This window comes from Klebsiella sp. SWET4 (assembly GCF_024296565.1).
Lineage (GTDB): Bacteria > Pseudomonadota > Gammaproteobacteria > Enterobacterales > Enterobacteriaceae > Klebsiella > Klebsiella variicola.
Map to the genome: position 1 here is coordinate 246,427 of NZ_JANCOB010000001.1, position 17,271 is coordinate 263,697.

Below are 17,271 nucleotides of genomic sequence, written 5' to 3' on the forward strand. Positions count from 1 at the left end.
TCACAGGAGTTATACAGATGGATGCTCTCGATCTACTGCTTAATCGCCGGAGCGCTTCTCGCCTGGCGGAACCTGCCCCGGCTGGCGAACAGCTGGAAAACATTCTGCGCGCCGGGCTGCGCGCCCCGGATCATGGCACCCTGCAGCCGTGGCGCTTTTTTATTATCGCCGATGACGGCCGCGAGCGCTTCAGCCAGCTGCTGGAAAAAGGGGCCACAGAGGCCGGCCAGGATGAGAAGGGAATAGAGAAAGCCCGCAATGCGCCGTTCCGCGCGCCGCTGATCATTACCGTAGTCGCGCGCTGTGAAGACCACCCGAAGGTGCCGCGCTGGGAGCAGGAGATGTCCGCTGGCTGTGCGGTGATGGCGATGCAGATGGCGGCCCTGGCCCAGGGATTCAATGGCATCTGGCGCAGCGGAGCATTGACCGAGAGCCCGGTGGTGCGGGCCGGCTTCGCGTGCCGCGAGCAGGATAAAATTGTCGGCTTCCTCTATCTGGGGACGCCGCAGCTAAAAGCCTCTACCACCATTGCCCTGCCGGATACCGCGCCGTTTGTGACGCGCTTCTGAGTCGGTGCTTGTGATGCCGGGTGGCGGCTGGCGCCTTACCCGGCCAACGCATCCGGCTCTGACTGTCTGTAGGCCCGCGCAAGCGCAGCGCCGCCGGGCAAGGACAGCGGGCACGGAGCCGATTTTGTGCCGGGTGGCGGCTCGCGCCTGACCCGGCCTACGTTCGTACGACCTGTCGTTAATTTATTCACTTTTCTTGCTGAAACTGCCGGTGCTGACGGCCTCAAAATCGCTGAGACGTTCCCGGCAGGCCGGGGCAGCCCGCATGGATGCGGGCTGAGGGCCGTGTTTTGCAGGGACGCTGCCTCGGCCCGACCCGAAGCCTGCAGGGATAAGTCGAAGGCACCGCGCAGCGGCGATGTTGCTGGCCGGAGCCCGGGGGTACAGGGGGCGGCGGCGACTGGCCGCCCCCTGTGCGCTCCCAGCACCATAAGAGACATAACGCAGAAGACTAACCGGGAGCGCAAACTACGCTGAAGCCACAGATAACATAAACAACCACACTGCAGTGCTTCCCCTCACCCTGGCCCTCTCCCGGAGGGAGAGGGAACCGTCCGGCTGGCCGCGCAAGCGCAGCGCCGCCGGGCAAGATATCAGGCATGGTACCCGTGGTGTTGCCGGGTGGCGGCTGCGCCTTACCCGGCCTACATAACCATCCCTATATCAGACGGTTACCCCTCAATGTAGGCCCGCGCAAGCGCAGCGCCGCCGGGCGATGGCAGCAGGATCGGAGCCGCATCTATGCCGGGTGGCAGCTCGCGCCTGACCCGGCCTACAACCCCTACCATTCGAATCAATCGCGGTTTTTGTAGCCCGGACAAGGCGCGCCAGGCGCCGCATCCGGGAGTTCAACGGCGATGACGTTACTTCTGCGTTTTGGCGAATTCGTCTTTGGCTTTCTGCAACTGCTGCTGGAAGGCCGGGTTGGTGTGCAGCGTAGCGACCACCGCGGAGCCGACGATGCGCGCCGCATCGACATCGCTCTGCCAGTGATAGCCGCAGATCACCCGGCTCTCGCCGAGCTCATAGCCGCGCTTCAAAATTTCATTTTGCCGCTGCGGGTTGATCTCCGCCAGCACCAGGGCGGTGGCCCAGCCGATAGAGGTATGCCCGGACGGGTAAGAGCCGTTTTTCGACAGCTTGTCCTGCTCGGTGGTGTTGCAGGTGGAGACGCCATAGAACGCAAACGGGCGAATGCGCATGTATTTCTCTTTCGCGCCGCGGGTCGCCAGATCGCCGGCGTCTTCAATCATATTGGTCAGCAGTTTGTGGAGCTGAGGCGCGTCTTTCTCGGTGATTGGGGAACCAAAGGCGCTGGAGAAGGCATTGGCCACGCCGCCCGCGCTGAGGTTGGCATCTTCTGCCGCCAGCTTCCCGCGCTCGGTATTGCGCAGCAGACGCCCCTGCTCATACATCGCCTGATCGTTTAAGAACGCGATACTGCCCACCGCCGGCGGCGGCGGCAACAGCGCCAGGCTGTCGATGGCCTGGGCATTGGTCAGATAGTAGAGATCGGGCTTGGTGGTGACATCGTTCCCGGGGGGAACCAGAGCAAAGGCGTTAACGGAGAAGAAACTGGCCAGGCAAAGGGCAAGAACACGCTTTTTCATTAGAATTTCCTTACGTCATAATCATTCCAGAGAAGACAGTCCTGTGTTGTCACATTTCTGTCATCTTTAAGTAAAAGTGAAAATGGTCGGGAAAAAATTGCCGTGTCTCGCAAAAACGGCTTTTTGTCTGCTTAATGAGCAACCATACGCGATTTCAGACTGTCGTACTTACCACCCTGGCGTTTGGGCGCTAACATAGCGGGATTGCAATGACAGGAGATGTCCATGAGCGAGCAAGCCATTCGTTTAACGCAATACAGCCACGGAGCCGGTTGTGGTTGTAAAATTTCCCCGAAGGTGCTGGAAACCATCCTGCATAGTGAGCAGGCGAAGTTTGTCGATCCGAACCTGCTTGTCGGCAACGAAACCAGCGACGATGCCGCCGTCTACGATCTTGGTAACGGCACGTCAATCGTTAGCACCACCGATTTCTTTATGCCGATCGTCGATAATCCGTTCGACTTTGGCCGCATCGCCGCCACCAACGCCATCAGCGATATTTTCGCCATGGGCGGGAAACCGATTATGGCGATTGCCATCCTTGGCTGGCCGATCAACACCCTGGCGCCGGAAATTGCCCGTGAAGTGGTGGAGGGCGGGCGCTTTGCCTGCCAGCAGGCCGGGATCGCGCTGGCGGGCGGCCATTCCATTGACGCTCCGGAGCCGATCTTCGGTCTGGCGGTCACCGGCGTGGTGCCCACCGAGCGCATCAAGAAAAACAGCACTGCGCAGGCGGGCTGCAAACTGTATCTCACCAAACCGCTGGGGATCGGTGTGCTGACCACCGCGGAGAAAAAATCGCTGCTCAAGCCAGAGCATCATGGACTGGCGACGGAGACCATGTGCCAGATGAACCTCGCCGGCGCCGCGTTTGCCGCCATCGACGGAGTGAAGGCGATGACCGACGTCACCGGCTTTGGCCTGCTCGGCCATCTCAGCGAGGTGTGCCGCGGGGCCGGCGTGCAGGCGCAGCTGCGCTATGCCGATATCCCAAAACTGCCGGGGGTGGAAGGCTATATTGCCGCCGGCGCGGTGCCGGGCGGCACCGGGCGCAACTTTGCCAGCTACGGCCATCTGATGGGCGAGATGCCGGCGGAGTGGCGGGACCTGCTGTGCGATCCGCAGACCTCCGGTGGCCTGCTGCTGGCGGTGACTCCGGAAGCGGAAGCCGAAGTCCAGGCCGCTGCGGCGGAGTTCGGCATTAAGCTGGCCGCCATCGGCGAGCTGGTCACCGCCCGCGGCGGACGACCCATGATCGAGATCCGTTGATTCGATGCGGTTGTTTATTGCGGAAAAACCGAGTCTCGGTCGGGCTATCGCCGATGTGTTGCCTAAACCGCACCGCAAAGGCGATGGCTATATTGAGTGCGGCAACGGGCAGGTGGTCACCTGGTGTATCGGCCATCTGCTGGAGCAGGCGCAGCCGGACGTCTATGACAGCCGCTATGCCCGCTGGAATCTCACCGACCTGCCGATTGTGCCGGAGAAATGGCAGCTACAACCCAAACCCTCGGTCACCAAACAGCTCAATGTGATCAAGCGTCTGCTTGGCGAGGCGCAGGAAGTGATCCATGCCGGCGACCCCGACCGTGAGGGGCAGCTGCTGGTGGACGAAGTACTCGATTACCTGCAGCTGGCGCCGGAGAAGCGTCAGCAGGTGCAGCGCTGTCTGATTAACGATCTCAACCCGCAGGCGGTGGAGCGGGCGATCAATCGCCTGCGCGCCAACAGCGAGTTCGTGCCGCTCTGCGTGTCGGCGCTGGCGCGGGCGCGTGCCGACTGGCTGTACGGCATCAATATGACCCGCGCCTATACTCTGCTGGGGCGCAACGCCGGCTATCAGGGGGTACTGTCCGTGGGGCGGGTGCAGACCCCGGTACTTGGCCTGGTGGTTCGCCGTGATGAAGAGATTGAAAACTTCGTCGCCAAAGACTTCTTCGACGTGAAGGCGCATATCGTCACGCCGCAGGAGGAACGTTTTGTCGCCACCTGGGTGCCAAGCGAAGCCTGCGAACCTTATCAGGATGAAGAAGGGCGTCTGCTGCATCGTCCACTGGCTGAGCACGTGGTTAAGCGCATCGAAGGCCAGCCGGCGCTGGTGACCGGCTATAACGATAAGCGCGATTCCGAACCCGCGCCGCTGCCATTCTCGCTGTCGGCGCTACAGATTGAGGCGGCCAAACGTTTCGGCTTCAGCGCGCAAAACGTGCTGGATATCTGCCAGAAGCTGTACGAAACCCACAAGCTCATTACCTACCCGCGTTCGGATAGCCGCTACCTGCCGGAAGAGCACTTCGCCGGCCGTCATGCGGTGCTGAATGCGATTGCCGTCCATGCGGCGGACCTGCTGCCGCAGCCGGTGATGGATCCGGAGATCCGCAACCGCTGCTGGGATGATAAAAAGGTCGATGCGCACCATGCGATTATCCCGACCGCCCGCAGCAGCCTGGTCAAGCTCACCGATAACGAAGCGAAGGTCTACCACCTGATCGCCCGGCAGTATCTGATGCAGTTCTGCCCGGACGCGGTGTTCCGCAAATGCCAGATTGACCTCGAGATCGCCAACGGCAAGTTTGTCGCCAAGGCGCGTTTTCTGGCAGAGGCTGGCTGGCGGACGCTGCTGGGCAGCAAAGAGCGCGATGAAGAGAACGACGGCACGCCGCTGCCGGTGGTGGCCAAAGACGATGAACTGCTGTGCGAGAAGGGCGAAGTGGTGGAGCGTCAGACGCAGCCGCCGCGCCACTTCACCGACGCCACGCTGCTGTCGGCGATGACCGGGATTGCCCGTTTCGTGCAGGATAAAGATCTGAAGAAGATCCTCCGCGCCACCGACGGTCTCGGCACAGAAGCGACCCGCGCCGGGATTATCGAGCTGCTGTTCAAGCGCGGTTTCCTGACCAAAAAGGGGCGTTATATCCACTCCTCGGACGCTGGCCGGGCGCTGATTCACTCCCTGCCGGAGATGGCCGCGCGTCCGGATATGACCGCCCACTGGGAATCGGTCCTGACGCAGATCAGCGAAAAGCAGTGCCGCTATCAGGACTTTATGCAGCCGCTGGTGGGGACGCTGTTCCAGCTGATCGATCAGGCACGGAGCACGCCAGTGCGCCAGTTCCGCGGCCTGGCCGCGCCGGGCGGGGTGAAAAAGTCGTTCAGCAAAGGTAAAGGCAAGCCGAAAGGGAAAAAAGCGGCAGACGATGCTGCGCCGCCGCCGCAGTAACCCGCCGGTGATCGCGAGGATGCGAATCCCCGCGGCCACCGCTTCTCCGCCAGCCAGGTCAATGGTCTACACTAAACAGCCGGGCAGGGCTTGACGACTTCCCCCCTGAATGCGTCTTCGCGCTTGCCGATAATGTTGCTCATTTCTCTCACCGGCGATAAGGAGGACCCGTGAAATATATCGCTATTAGCCAACCGGGCGGCCCGGAGGTATTGCAGATCCGCGAAGGAGAAATCCCTGCTATTGAGGAGAATGAGGTGCTCATTGCGGTGAAGGCCGCCGGCGTCAACCGGCCGGATATTCTGCAGCGCCAGGGGCTGTACCCTATGCCCAAGGGCGTCACCCCCGTACCTGGCCTGGAGGTGGCGGGCGTTGTGGTTGAGGTCGGCGCGCAGGTCACAGCGTTTACGCCCGGCGATCGCGTTTGTGCGCTAACCAACGGCGGCGGCTATGCCGAATACTGCGCCGTGCCGGCAGGCCAGACGCTGCCGATCCCGGCGGGCCTCAGCTTTAGCGAAGCGGCCGCCATTCCGGAAACGTTCTTCACCGTCTGGGCGAATGTCTTCCAGCTGGGTAAGCTGCAGCCTGGCGAAAGCATCCTGATCCACGGCGGCGCCAGCGGGATTGGCACCACCGCGGTCCTGCTGTGCCATGCGCTGGGGATGACCGTCTATGCCACCGTTGGCCAGGACGAAAAAATCGCTGCCCTACGTCCCTATGCTACGGCGATTAACTACAAAACCGATGATTTTGCAGAGAAAATCGGCCAGCTGACCCACGATGAAGGCGTGGATGTCATTCTGGATATCGTTGGCGGCCCTTACTTTAACCGCAACCTTGGACTACTGAAAAAGGATGGACGGCTGGTGATCATCGGCTTTATGGGCGGACGAATCGCTCATGAGGTTGATATTCAGACCCTGATGCTCAAGCGAGCCACCGTCACCGGCTCAACCATGCGCGGCCGGACGGCGGCGGAGAAACAGGAGATTGCCGAGGCGCTGCGGCGCCACGTCTGGCCGCTGCTTGAGGCAGGGAAATGCAAGCCGATGATCTACGCCAGCTACCCGATGGCGGAGGTTGCCGAGGCCCATGCTTGTCTGGACAGTGGTCAGCATCTGGGGAAAGTGGTGATCACGATGACGTCGTGAGACGCATCCCGGCGGGCAGCCGCCGGGATGCGTCAGGGGAGGTTAAATCACGCCCTGGGCCAGCATGGCATCCGCGACTTTCACGAAACCGGCGATATTCGCACCGCGCACGTAGTTGGTCTGCTTCGCTTCGCCGCCGTACTGCACGCAAGCGTGGTGGATATCCAGCATGATGTGATGCAGACGGGCATCCACTTTTTCCGCTTTCCAGCCCATGCGCGCGGCGTTCTGCGCCATCTCCAGACCGGAAGTCGCCACGCCGCCGGCGTTGGCCGCTTTGCCCGGGGCAAACAGCACGTCAGCTTCCAGGAACAGGTCGGTTGCGGCGATGGTGGTCGGCATGTTGGCGCCTTCCGCCACGGCCTTCACGCCATTGGCAATCAGCTGGCGGGCGGCATCGACGTCCAGTTCGTTCTGGGTCGCGCAAGGCAGGGCGATATCCACCGGCACTGACCACGGCTGCTGGCCTTCAAGATAGGTGAGGCCAAATTCGCGGGCGTAGTCGGCCACGCGGCCATGGGCACGCTCTTTAATGTCGATCAGGCGGGCCAGTTTTTCTTTGGTGAAGCCCGCTTCGTCAACGACGGTGCCGTTGGAGTCGGAGGCGGTGACCACCCGCGCGCCAAGCTCCATCGCTTTCTCAATGGCGTATTGCGCGACGTTGCCGGAGCCGGAAACCGCCACGCGAGCGCCTTCGAAGCCGAGACCGTGACGTTTGAGCATCGCTTCGGTGAAGTAGATCAGACCGTAACCGGTGGCTTCCGGACGGATCAGGCTGCCGCCAAAGGAGAGGCCTTTACCGGTGAAGACGCAGGCGCTGTTGTTGGAGAGCTTGCGCATCATCCCGGCCATAAAGCCGACTTCGCGGCCGCCGACGCCGATATCGCCCGCCGGTACGTCGGTATCCGGGCCAAGGTGGCGATAGAGCTCGGTCATCAGCGCCTGGCAGAAGCGCATCACTTCGCCATCGCTCTTGCCTTTAGGATCAAAATCGCTGCCGCCTTTCCCGCCGCCCATCGGCAGGGTGGTCAGGGCGTTTTTGAAGGTCTGCTCGAAGCCAAGGAATTTGAGAATCGACAGGTTAACCGACGGGTGGAAACGCATCCCGCCTTTATACGGGCCGATGGCCGAGTTGAACTGCACGCGCCACGCGCGGTTGACCTGGACCTGATTGCGGTCATCCACCCACACCACGCGGAACTGGATCACGCGCTCCGGTTCCACCAGACGTTCCAGCAAAGCAAGCTGACGATAGCGCGGATTTTCCTCAAGGAAAGGCCACAGGGTGGTCATCACCTCCCGGACGGCTTGAGCAAATTCGGTTTGATGAGGATCGCGCTGTTGAACGCGGGTGAGAAAGCCTTCCAGAGTGCACGTCTGATCCATAGATATAAGTTCCCCTTATGGTTGTGGTTGCATGTATTTATTATGATTCGGTCCTTGAAAAAACCGATTTTCCGACTATAACACCGCTAATCCTTAGGCAAGCAAGGAAAAATTAAGCCGACAACAAAATTTATAATTGTCCGCCCGTCATAACTAAAAACGATGACGAGGCGGCGGGCGGATCAGCGGCCGGAAAGGGTCGGGCGCTGGGCGATAAAGGCATGCAGCAGAGGAATATCGGCCGGGGCGAGATCGAGGGTTAAGGCGTCAGCGGGCAGGCACCAGCGCAGCTGAGTGTGATAGTGGGCCAGCGGTATGCCCTGAAAGTGCGGCACCCACCAGGCGTGCAGATGGATCTGGCGGCCGGAGACTTCCCGCTGATGGCTGGCGATATAGCATGCCGGGTGGGCGATGATGCCCATCTCCTCCTGTAGCTCGCGGGCCAGCGCCTGCGGCTGGCTTTCACCAGGCTCCACTTTGCCGCCAGCGAACTCCCACATCCCCGGCTGGTCGGCGTGGGGCGGACGCTGCGCCAGCAGAATCTTGCCATCCTGTTCAATAATGGCTGCGACAACATCAATCATTTTTAGCATAAGCATCAAGGTGAATAAGACGAATCTGGCCTATTATCACCGCCATAGACCTTGACTGACAACCGCCAACCCTGCTGGAGACCTCCGTGCTTGATAGCCACCTGCATCCGCGCCTCAAACCCCTGCTTAATGCTGTCGCCGGCGCGCTTGACCGCCCGGGTATTTCACCGGACGGGCTGACGCTCCTCGGTTTTGCCATCGGCGTGCTGGCTCTACCCTTTCTGGCGCTGGGGTGGTATAGCGCGGCGCTGGTCGCTATTCTCCTCAACCGCCTGCTGGATGGTCTGGATGGCGCCCTGGCGCGGCGGCGCGGGCTCACGGACGCGGGCGGCTTTCTCGATATTGCGCTGGATTTTCTCTTCTACGCCCTGGTGCCGTTCGGCTTTATTCTGGCAGATCCGCTGAACAATGCCCTGGCGGGGGCCTGGCTGCTGTTTGCCTTTATCGGCACCGGCAGCAGCTTTCTCGCTTTTGCCGCACTGGCGGCCAGGCATCAGATCGCCAATCCCGGCTACGCCCATAAATCGCTGTACTATCTTGGGGGCCTGACGGAGGGGACGGAGACCATCCTGTTGTTTGTCCTCTGCTGCCTGTTTCCGGCGCATTTCGCCTGGCTGGCGTGGCTGTTTGGCGCGCTGTGCTGGCTGACGACGGCGACGCGCATCTGCAGTGGCTACCAGACCTTAAAGCGGGTGGTGTGAGCGGGAAAGCGCGCGTCGCTGGCTGGGGGCGACGCGCTGGTGGGGCGTGTTACTGACTGCTTTCCGGGCCGCGTTCGCCGCGGGCGACCGGATTGTGCGGGTTGCTGCTCCATTCGTACCAGCCGCCGTCGTACACCGCGACGTGCGGCCAGCCCATGGCGCGGGCATACATGAAGGTTTCCGAGGCCCGCCAGCCGGTCCCGCAATAGAACGCCACCTGCTGGCTCGGCAGAATGTTCCACTGGCGCCACAGGGTAGCGATATCGTCAGCGCTGCGCATGGTGCCGTCCGGGTTATGGAAGTCTTCCATGTGCGTGGAGTCGCTCCCGGCGTGGCCCCAGCGGGCGCCAGCGATGTCACCCTTCGGCTTGATATAGCTGTAGCCGCTGGTGGTGCCGATAAACTCCGGCCACGAGCGGACGCTGACCAGCGAGGCGTCCTGACGATGCAGCAGCCCGCGGGCTTGTTCGGTATCCAGCATCAGCTGCGGCTGGCCGGGGATCGGCGCGCCGAAGTCCTGCGCCGGCTGCTGCGCCGGCGGCATGCCGCGCTCGACCGGCAGCCCGGCGTCGGACCAGGTCTGCCAGCCGCCGTCAAGCAGGCGCACGTCTTTGACCCCGGCGTACAGCATGATCTGCGCCACCCGCGCTGCGGCGTAGACGTCGCGACCGTAGAGGATCACCGTGGTGTCATGCCGGATGCCGTGCTTCGCCAGCATCGCTTTCAGCTGTGCGTCGGACACTTTATTCCACAGCGGTTCGCTTTCCACCTCATTGGTATCGATATAGCCCGCGCCAGGGATATGGCTCAGCAGATAGAGTTTCGGCGCTCCCCAGGCGGCTTCGAACACTTTCCAGTCGCCGGTCGGGGCGGCGGCTACGCGTTTTCCCTGCTGCAGGTCGTGCAGCCACTGGGGGTAGACCAGCTGTTCAAAGTGCGGCAGCTTTTGCAGGCGGTCGGTCTGGCTCAGCGCATCGCTCAGGGTGCTGAGCCGGGTGAAGCCCGCTTGTTTCAGCCGCGCCGCGACGCTGGCATTATCTTCCGGGTTGCCGTACAGCGCGACGGGGGTATCTGGCTGGATCTGGTGCTGCTTAGCCCAGGCGCGGAGCTGATCGTCGCTCATGGCGCCGAGCCAGCGGGCGGAAAGATTCAGGGCCTGCGGCTCATGACCTTCGGGGCCGTTGGCGCGCTGAGGCCAGCCGTTGTAATAAGCGCTCAGGCGGGTGTCAATGGCCACGCCGTGCTGCTGTTGCAGGTGGGAGAGAGTGAGCGCTGGCATGGTTTCAGCGGCGCAGGTGGTGGAAGCAGCAAGCCCCATAAGCAGGGCGAGTGCGGTCAATTGAGAAACACGTTTCATCGAAATGCCCGACGGTAAAAAGTGGAGGGCGTATTCTCCGCTCGCCAGGCGCCGATTTCTTTGCGGTAACGCAGGTTTGCACGCTATTGCTCTTCATTGCCAGGTCTCCATCGCCAGGCAGCGTCCCGCCGGCGGACCGTCCTCGCGATCGTGGGTCACCAGGATCGCCGGAATGGCCTGGCGGGCCAGTTCCTCAAAAACCCAGCGGCGGAACGCGGCGCGCAGGGTGGCATCCAGACGGCTGAAGGGTTCATCGAGCAGCAGCGCCTCGGGGCGCGCCAGCAGGGCGCGCAGCAGGCTCACCCGCGCCCGCTGCCCGCCGGAGAGCGTGGCCGGGTCGCGTGGGGCGAAGCCATGCAGCCCGGCGCGGCTGAGCGCTTGCTCCACTGCGGCTTTTCGCGCCTCGCCGCGCACACTCTCCGGCAGCGCCAGCTGTAAATTTTGCCCGACGCTGAAATGGTCGAACAGTAACGGGTCCTGAAACAGGATGCCGATGCGTCGATGCTCCGTCGGCAGCGTATCGCAGCGACGTCCATTGAGCCACAGCTCGCCCTCGGCGCGGAAGTCGCCGGCCAGGGCGCCAATCATCCAGGCAAACAGCGTCGATTTTCCGCTACCGGAGGGGCCCATCAGCGTCAGCACTTCTCCAGGCGCCACCGAAAAGGCGACCTCCCGCAGCAGCGGCTGACGTTTCACGCTCAGGGTCAGATGGTTTACGGTTAGCACTAGCGAAGTCCTCGTCGATAGCGGCCCGCCAGCCAGGCGAGAAGGGCCGTCAGGGTAAAGCATACCGCCGGCAGCAGTAATTGCCACAGCGCCTGGGCGGCGAGCGTCTGCACCTCGCCGCCGCTGCTGAGCGCCACCGCCTGACTGGTGAGCGTCGGGATACGGCCTGCCCCCAGCCATAGCGTCGGCAGATACTGCGCGATGCTCACGGAAAAGCCCACCGCAAGCGCGGTCAGCAGCGGGCGGGTCAGCGAGGGCAGGGTCAGCAGCCAGAAAATACGCGTGGGCCCCCAGCCGAGCGTGCGGGCGATAATCGCCATCCGCGGGTCGCGCTGGCGCCAGGCCGGGCGCAAAATAAACAGCATCCATGGCACCACCCACAGCAGATGGCCCCACAGAACGGTCCACCATTCGCCGTCTAGCCAGGCGTACAGCGCCAGCCGGTACTGGCCAGCGGCCAGCGGCAGGGCCGGCAGGACCAGCGGCAGCCAGACCCAGCCATCTCCACGCGTCGGGCCGCAGGCCAGCCACAGCAGGCAGACAGCCGCGCCGAGGGCGCAGGCCGCCAGCGCCAGGCCAAGGCTGTTGCCGAGGGCATCCATCTGCGGTGGCGCCGAGCGCGCCAGCCCCGCCAGCAATAGCGTGCCCAGCAGACCGCTCAGCGGCAGCAGCGCCGCCAGCAGGCGGCCGGGCAGGGCATGAGGATGAGGGTGACGAATACCGCGCAGATTGGGCTGGTACTGGCGCTGTATCCGCCACCCTCCCCAGGCCACCAGCGCCAGCCCGCCGAGGATCGTCATCAGTAACAGGCTGGCCAGCGCCCCTTTGGCCTGCTGCAGGTCATCGCCCTGGCTTAACCACTGCCACGCCAGCACGGCGAGAGTGGGCGGATTGCCGGGCCCCAGCACCAGGGCGACATCGACCGCCGACAGACTCCAGGCGGTGGCGGCCAGCAGCACCATGCCGAGGGCGGGCAGCAGGGCGGGCAGCACCAGCCAGCGCAGGCACTGCCAGCGGCCGTAGCCGAGGCTCTTCAGCGCGGTCGCCTGGTCGGCGAGGCGTTTCTCCCCCAGCAGGCCATAGATCACCCACAGCACAAAGGCGCTCTCTTTCAGGGCCATCGTCAGGCCAAGCCCGATGCCATACCGGTCGACCGGCGGCGTCAGAAGCGGCAGCCACTGCCAGATCCAACCCCCTTCGGCGAACAGCAGCAGCGCCGCCGTCGCCAGGGCAAGATGGGGTACCGCCAGCAGCAGCGGCAGACGGGAAGCCAGTCGCCGCCAGCGGAGCGAGGGCCAGAGGGCAGCGACGACGGTCAGGGCGATCAGCAGCGCGCCGCCGACGGACAGCAGCGTCGAGACGAGCGTGGCGGCCAGCGCCTGGCCCAGCTGCGGGTCGGCGAACAGCGCCCGCCAGTGGGCCGGGGAGCGCGCAGCGCCCACCAGTTCCCCGGCGGCGGGGAGCAACGGCAGATAGATCGCCGCCATCGTCCCCCAGGCCAGCAGGATCAGTGGGTACCGTAGCGGCGCAGCCATTCCTGCTCCAGCGCGTCAACCCATGCCGCGTGCGGCTCGGCAAGCACCGGCGGTAGATCCTGCGGCACGGTAGCCGCCAGCGCCTGACGCTGGCCGTCAGGCAGACGCTGCGGGTCCAGTACGCTCGGATCGCCCCAGACGGCGGCATCGGCCTTGCGCAGCTGCGCTTCAGGCGAGAGCAGGAAATTGGCCACCACTTTGGCTCCAGCGACGGCGCGGGCGTTAGCCGGGATGGTAACGAAATGGACGTTGCCGAGGGTCCCCGCGGTGAAGCCGAAGCTGTAGCTGTCCGTCGGTAATTCGCCGCTGGCGGCTTTCTGCCGGGCGTGCAGCGGGTTAAACGTGAGTGATAAGCGGAGGGTGCCATTGTTGAGCATGGTATCCATCCGTGCCGGCGACGCCGGGAAATCCTTGCCCGCCCGCCACAGGGCCGGGTGCAGCGCATCGAGATAGCGCCACAGCGGGGCCGTGACCGCCGCGAAGGTCGCCGTCTGCGGCGGCTGGCGCAGGGCGGCCGGCTGGTCGGTGAGGGCGATCAGCAGTTGCTCCAGCAGGGCGGTGCCGGTGAAGTCCGGCGGCCGCGGGTAGGTCACGCTGCCGGGATGGGCCCTGGCGAAGGCCAGCAGCGCCTGCGGGCTGGTGGGTGGCTGCGGCGTTTGCCCGCGGCGGGCGATAAACGTCAGCTGGGCGCTGCCCCACGGCGACTCCGTACCGTCGGTGGCGACAGAAAAGTCCTCCCGAACCGGCTTTTGCAGATCGACAAAGCGCCAGTTGGGCAGTGATTCGGCCCAGCCGGTGAGCAGCAGGTTGGCCTGCTTAAGCGTGCGAAAGTTTTCGCCGTTGATCCACAGCAGATCCACCGACCCGCCCCGGCGACGGCCGGCCTGCGCCTCGCTCTGGATGCGTTTCACTGCGTCGGCGGCGTCGGCGATGGGGACAATATGCAGGTCGATCGCGTAGTGGCGTTTGACCTCCTCGCTGACCCACGCCAGATAGCGGTTGACGGCCGGGTCCCCGCCCCAGGCGTTAAACCAGACGGTCTGCCCGCGGGCTTCCGTTTGGATCTGCCGCCAGCTGTCGTTGGCATTAACCGCCAGCGGCCAGAGCAGCAGCAGGCACAGACAGAGGCTGAAATCACGCAAACGGCGCATCGTTACTCCTTATTCTGCGGGGAAGAGGTGGGCATCTGACAGAACCCCTGGGCCGGGATCGCCATCGCGGCATTGAACCGCGCTGATAAATTTTGCAGGCCGATCAGGGCGGTCAGCTCGGTGAGCGCCCTGGCGTCAAAATGCGCGGCCATCGCGCTGCGCAGGGCATCATCCACCTCCGGCGGCGTCTGGGTGGCGGCTTCGGCATAGGCCAGCGCCAGACGCTCTTTTTCGCTGAACAGCGTACTGCTGCGCCAGTCGGCGACCGCCAGCAGCTTGTCCTGGCTGCCGCTCCGCGCCGCGAGGGTCATGCTGGTGATATCGATACAGAATTCACAGTGGCACAGTTGGGCGATGCGGGCGCTGACCAGCGACCGCAGCACCGGATCCAGCGGCGAGCGGCGGCGTTCAATGTAGCCCACGAACAGCGAAACCAGGTAAAACAGCCATGGGATCCGTCCCCACCAGCGAATGGGGCTCAGCACCTGGCCGTAATGCCGGCGGTGCAGCCAGGCCTGCGGACGAAGGATCAGGGGGACAGAATCCAGCGGGGGTAAGCTCATGGCGACGATCTCTTATGACGTTCACGGTAAATATTTTTGGCGATAGAGATGACCACCGCCAGGGTAAAAAGCAGCGAAAGCCCGGTGGCCAGCCAGAAGGTGCCCCCGGTGAGCAGACTCCCGGCCCAGGAATAGACGATAGTCGCCGGCAGCTGGCCCACGCCGGTGGCCAGCATAAAGGGCCAGAAGCGCAGCGAGGTTAGTCCGGCGGCATAGCTGACCGGGTCAAACGGCACAAACGGCAGCAGGCGGCAGACCAGGATCGTCTGCGGGCCAAAGCGAGTGAAATAGCCGTCGACGCTGCGCAGCACCGCGCGGCCGGTGAGTTTTTCCACCACTTCGCGCCCCAGCGCTCTGGCGATGCAGAAGCAGAGCCCGGCCCCGACCATGGCGCTGAACCATGACAGCGCACCGCCCCAGAAGGCGCCGAACAGGGCGGCGTTCGCCAGGGTAATCAGGAAAGCCGGCAGCGGAGCGACGATCGCCTGGAGGATCATCAGCGCAAATGAGACCAGCGCGGCCTGCGGCCCCCAGGCGGCGAGAAACCCTCTGACCTGCTGCGGATCCAGGGAGGCTAACGCCGTCAGACTCTGCTGCAGAAAGGTTCGCCTGCCGGGGAACCACCACCAGGCGGCCAGCCCGGCGACGGCCACCACGGCAAGGGCCAGCCGGGCGCGGCGCAGGTGACGGCGATCAGGTTGGGTCATGGCGCACCTCCTCGCCGGGCGTTGCCATACGGCGGGCGCGGGCAAACCGTTTGCCCATCTGCACCAGGGCAAACAGCAGCCCGCCGGCGAGGCTCAGTTTGAGCGCGAAGGCGAGAGTTACGCCCTCGCGGGCCAGCTCGCTGGCCATTACCGAATAGATGACCAGGCCCGGCAGGGTAGTCACGGCGGAGATCAGGGTAAAGGGCCAGAAAGGGATCGCCGTCAGGCCGTAGGCGTAATTCTGAATGTTGTAGGGAAAGAGCGGCACCAGGCGGGTGAGGATCAGGAAATCGCAGCCGCTGCGGGCGATACCGCGCTCAATCGCCTGAAAGACGGCGGTATGGCCCACATAGCGCTGCAGCAGATCGCGCCCAAGCCAGCGGGCGATTAAAAACGACAGCGAAGAGGCGAGGGTGGCGGCGGCAAACGAGAGCAGGGAGCCTGTCAGCGGGCCGAAGAGCATCCCGCCGGCGATCACCAGCAGGCTGCCGGGGATCAGACACAGGGTGGCAATGATAAACAGCGCGACATAGACCAGATATCCCCAGGCGCCCTGATGGCGCAGGGTGTCCTGAAGCAGATGAAGGTGAGTCAGCAGATCGTGGAGACCGACGCGATGGCTGATAACGGCCAGCGTGGCCACCAGCGCGAGAAGTCCCAGCCCTTTACCAATGGCCGGATGACGGCTTCTTTTGCATGAGGGGTGCTCCTGTACAGTCTGGACGCAGTGGACATCAAAAAGTGCGCGCGACAGTATCCTGTTCCGACGACCGTCACAATGGTTTACCGTCGCTTTGTTGATTTTGCTCAGGAAATTCTGCCCCCCGCACCGCGGGAGGCGAGAGAAGGGCGTAAATTATGGCCGGAAGGTGGCCCACACCGGCGCGTGGTCGGACGGTTTTTCCATTCCGCGGATCTCATAATCGATTCCGGTCTCCACGCAGCGCTGGGCCAGAGGCTGGCTGGCCAGCAGCAGGTCGATGCGCAGCCCGCGGTTATCGTCGAAGCCTTTGGAGCGGTAATCGAACCACGAGAAGTGCTCCTGATTGTCCGGATTAGCCTGACGCCAGGTATCCACCAGGCCCCAGCCCAGCAGGCGATCCATCCACTCCCGCTCTTCCGGCAGGAAGGAACATTTGCCGGTACGCAGCCAGCGTTTGCGGTTCTCTTCACCAATACCGATATCGAGATCGGTGGGACTGATGTTCATATCGCCCATGATCAGCACCGGATTCTCTTTGTTGAGTTCGGTCTCCAGATAGTTCTGCAGATTCTGATAGAACGCCGCTTTGGCCGGGAATTTGGTTTCATGATCGCGGCTTTCACCCTGTGGGAAATAACCGTTAATCACCGTGACGTTGCCGAAAGGCGACGGGATCTCCGCCATGATGATGCGGCGCTGAGCCTCTTCGCCATCGTCCGGGAAACCGCGGCGGACGGCAATCGGCGTGTCTTTGGTCAGCAGCGCGACGCCATAATGGCCTTTTTGTCCATGATAAAAGACGTTATAGCCGAGTTTGGCGACCTCTTCGAGAGGGAACATATCGTCGTGAACTTTGGTTTCCTGCAGGCCAATCACGTCCGGCTGGTGTTTTTCGACGATGGCGGCCAGTTGGTGTGGGCGGGCGCGCAGGCCGTTGATATTAAAAGAGACGAATTTCATAGTCGCTGCCACTGTGCAAGGTGAATAGTGCAGGGATGGTAGCAGAAATTCGCCTGGCTGGCTGCCACCGGATGCGTCATTCTGCCAATCGCTGCGCATGAGCGTGCCGTGGTTGCCCCTTTTACGGGCATGCCGCGCCAAAAAAGGGCAAATATCTACGATAAATTTCGCAGAGGATCACAATTACAGAATTATATCTTACCGTTGCATAACTTATCTTCTTTAATCACTGTTTATCCCCCTTTATCGGATACTTATTCACTAAATATGCATTTTATGTGAATAGCGTTCGGCTGTAACTCCTTGATTCTGCGTTATCTCAACCGGTTTATGCATTTT

The 17,271-nt window shown here is 62.9% G+C and carries 16 protein-coding genes; 5 read left to right on the top strand and 11 right to left on the bottom strand.

Going from position 1 to position 17,271, the window contains the following annotated elements; all coding sequences use genetic code 11:
* Nucleotides 1-17: 17 nt before the first annotated feature.
* Nucleotides 18-569 (top strand): NAD(P)H nitroreductase, encoded by a 552-nt coding sequence (locus NKJ21_RS01385; RefSeq protein ID WP_008807622.1) that lies wholly within the window; start codon nt 18-20, stop codon nt 567-569.
* 863 nt (nt 570-1,432) lie between these two features.
* On the opposite strand, the gene phoC is transcribed toward NKJ21_RS01385, so the two are convergent.
* Entirely contained in the window at nt 1,433-2,179 is a 747-nt protein-coding gene (gene phoC, locus NKJ21_RS01390) for an acid phosphatase PhoC (RefSeq protein ID WP_008807621.1), read from the bottom strand.
* A gap of 225 nt (nt 2,180-2,404) precedes the next feature.
* Between phoC and selD the strand changes: the two genes are divergently transcribed.
* The 3 genes from selD to NKJ21_RS01405 all read left to right on the top strand — a co-directional run bounded on the left by selD (nt 2,405) and on the right by NKJ21_RS01405 (nt 6,550).
* Nucleotides 2,405-3,448, top strand: coding sequence for a selenide, water dikinase SelD (selD, locus tag NKJ21_RS01395; RefSeq protein WP_008807620.1), 1,044 nt, complete (start codon nt 2,405-2,407; stop codon nt 3,446-3,448).
* Nucleotides 3,449-3,452: 4 nt separating this feature from the next.
* Complete coding sequence (locus NKJ21_RS01400) at nt 3,453-5,399, top strand: DNA topoisomerase III (RefSeq protein ID WP_070612319.1); 1,947 nt, start codon at nt 3,453-3,455, stop codon at nt 5,397-5,399.
* Nucleotides 5,400-5,569: 170 nt separating this feature from the next.
* Nucleotides 5,570-6,550 (top strand): NAD(P)H-quinone oxidoreductase, encoded by a 981-nt coding sequence (locus NKJ21_RS01405; RefSeq protein WP_070612320.1) that lies wholly within the window; start codon nt 5,570-5,572, stop codon nt 6,548-6,550.
* Between the two features lie 42 nt (nt 6,551-6,592).
* On the opposite strand, the gene gdhA is transcribed toward NKJ21_RS01405, so the two are convergent.
* Together gdhA and NKJ21_RS01415 are read right to left on the bottom strand one after the other, a co-directional pair.
* Nucleotides 6,593-7,936, bottom strand: coding sequence for an NADP-specific glutamate dehydrogenase (gene gdhA / locus NKJ21_RS01410; RefSeq protein WP_008807617.1), 1,344 nt, complete (start codon nt 7,934-7,936; stop codon nt 6,593-6,595).
* A gap of 182 nt (nt 7,937-8,118) precedes the next feature.
* Nucleotides 8,119-8,529 (bottom strand): pyrimidine (deoxy)nucleoside triphosphate diphosphatase, encoded by a 411-nt coding sequence (locus tag NKJ21_RS01415; protein ID WP_038422809.1) that lies wholly within the window; start codon nt 8,527-8,529, stop codon nt 8,119-8,121.
* Nucleotides 8,530-8,615: 86 nt separating this feature from the next.
* On the opposite strand from NKJ21_RS01415, the gene NKJ21_RS01420 reads away from it, so the two are divergent.
* Complete coding sequence (locus NKJ21_RS01420; protein ID WP_049140114.1) at nt 8,616-9,230, top strand: CDP-alcohol phosphatidyltransferase family protein; 615 nt, start codon at nt 8,616-8,618, stop codon at nt 9,228-9,230.
* 49 nt (nt 9,231-9,279) lie between these two features.
* On the opposite strand, the gene NKJ21_RS01425 is transcribed toward NKJ21_RS01420, so the two are convergent.
* The 8 genes from NKJ21_RS01425 to xthA form a co-directional block, all read right to left on the bottom strand.
* Entirely contained in the window at nt 9,280-10,587 is a 1,308-nt protein-coding gene (locus NKJ21_RS01425) for a sulfurtransferase (RefSeq protein WP_023297431.1), read from the bottom strand.
* A 93-nt stretch (nt 10,588-10,680) separates the two neighbouring features.
* Nucleotides 10,681-11,313, bottom strand: a complete 633-nt coding sequence (locus tag NKJ21_RS01430; RefSeq protein ID WP_023297432.1) for an ATP-binding cassette domain-containing protein — start codon at nt 11,311-11,313, stop codon at nt 10,681-10,683.
* Complete coding sequence (locus NKJ21_RS01435) at nt 11,313-12,848, bottom strand: ABC transporter permease subunit (RefSeq protein ID WP_012968468.1); 1,536 nt, start codon at nt 12,846-12,848, stop codon at nt 11,313-11,315. The genes NKJ21_RS01430 and NKJ21_RS01435 overlap by 1 nt, the downstream gene beginning before the upstream one ends.
* Nucleotides 12,821-13,999, bottom strand: coding sequence for an ABC transporter substrate-binding protein (locus tag NKJ21_RS01440; protein WP_016160752.1), 1,179 nt, complete (start codon nt 13,997-13,999; stop codon nt 12,821-12,823). The genes NKJ21_RS01435 and NKJ21_RS01440 overlap by 28 nt, the downstream gene beginning before the upstream one ends.
* 2 nt (nt 14,000-14,001) lie before the next feature.
* Entirely contained in the window at nt 14,002-14,562 is a 561-nt protein-coding gene (locus NKJ21_RS01445; RefSeq protein ID WP_012542084.1) for a carboxymuconolactone decarboxylase family protein, read from the bottom strand.
* Nucleotides 14,559-15,269: a TVP38/TMEM64 family protein gene (locus NKJ21_RS01450; RefSeq protein WP_254732659.1), complete on the bottom strand. Its 711-nt coding sequence runs from the start codon at nt 15,267-15,269 to the stop codon at nt 14,559-14,561. Before NKJ21_RS01450 ends, NKJ21_RS01445 begins: the two co-directional genes overlap by 4 nt.
* Complete coding sequence (locus NKJ21_RS01455) at nt 15,256-15,912, bottom strand: TVP38/TMEM64 family protein (protein WP_012542082.1); 657 nt, start codon at nt 15,910-15,912, stop codon at nt 15,256-15,258. The genes NKJ21_RS01450 and NKJ21_RS01455 overlap by 14 nt, the downstream gene beginning before the upstream one ends.
* 213 nt (nt 15,913-16,125) lie before the next feature.
* A complete protein-coding gene (gene xthA, locus NKJ21_RS01460) occupies nt 16,126-16,932 on the bottom strand; it encodes an exodeoxyribonuclease III (protein ID WP_012968464.1) in 807 nt (268 codons plus the stop codon).
* Between the last annotated feature and the right edge of the window lie 339 nt (nt 16,933-17,271).

Coding starts and splice junctions, on each gene's coding strand:
- gdhA (WP_008807617.1), bottom strand. CDS start 7,936: ATGGATCAGACGTGCACTCTGGAAGGCTTTCTCACCCGCGTTCAACAG.
- NKJ21_RS01450 (WP_254732659.1), bottom strand. CDS start 15,269: ATGACCCAACCTGATCGCCGTCACCTGCGCCGCGCCCGGCTGGCCCTT.
- NKJ21_RS01385 (WP_008807622.1), top strand. CDS start 18: ATGGATGCTCTCGATCTACTGCTTAATCGCCGGAGCGCTTCTCGCCTG.
- NKJ21_RS01435 (WP_012968468.1), bottom strand. CDS start 12,848: ATGGCTGCGCCGCTACGGTACCCACTGATCCTGCTGGCCTGGGGGACG.
- NKJ21_RS01400 (WP_070612319.1), top strand. CDS start 3,453: ATGCGGTTGTTTATTGCGGAAAAACCGAGTCTCGGTCGGGCTATCGCC.
- NKJ21_RS01425 (WP_023297431.1), bottom strand. CDS start 10,587: ATGAAACGTGTTTCTCAATTGACCGCACTCGCCCTGCTTATGGGGCTT.
- NKJ21_RS01445 (WP_012542084.1), bottom strand. CDS start 14,562: ATGAGCTTACCCCCGCTGGATTCTGTCCCCCTGATCCTTCGTCCGCAG.
- selD (WP_008807620.1), top strand. CDS start 2,405: ATGAGCGAGCAAGCCATTCGTTTAACGCAATACAGCCACGGAGCCGGT.
- xthA (WP_012968464.1), bottom strand. CDS start 16,932: ATGAAATTCGTCTCTTTTAATATCAACGGCCTGCGCGCCCGCCCACAC.
- phoC (WP_008807621.1), bottom strand. CDS start 2,179: ATGAAAAAGCGTGTTCTTGCCCTTTGCCTGGCCAGTTTCTTCTCCGTT.
- NKJ21_RS01440 (WP_016160752.1), bottom strand. CDS start 13,999: ATGCGCCGTTTGCGTGATTTCAGCCTCTGTCTGTGCCTGCTGCTGCTC.
- NKJ21_RS01415 (WP_038422809.1), bottom strand. CDS start 8,529: ATGCTAAAAATGATTGATGTTGTCGCAGCCATTATTGAACAGGATGGC.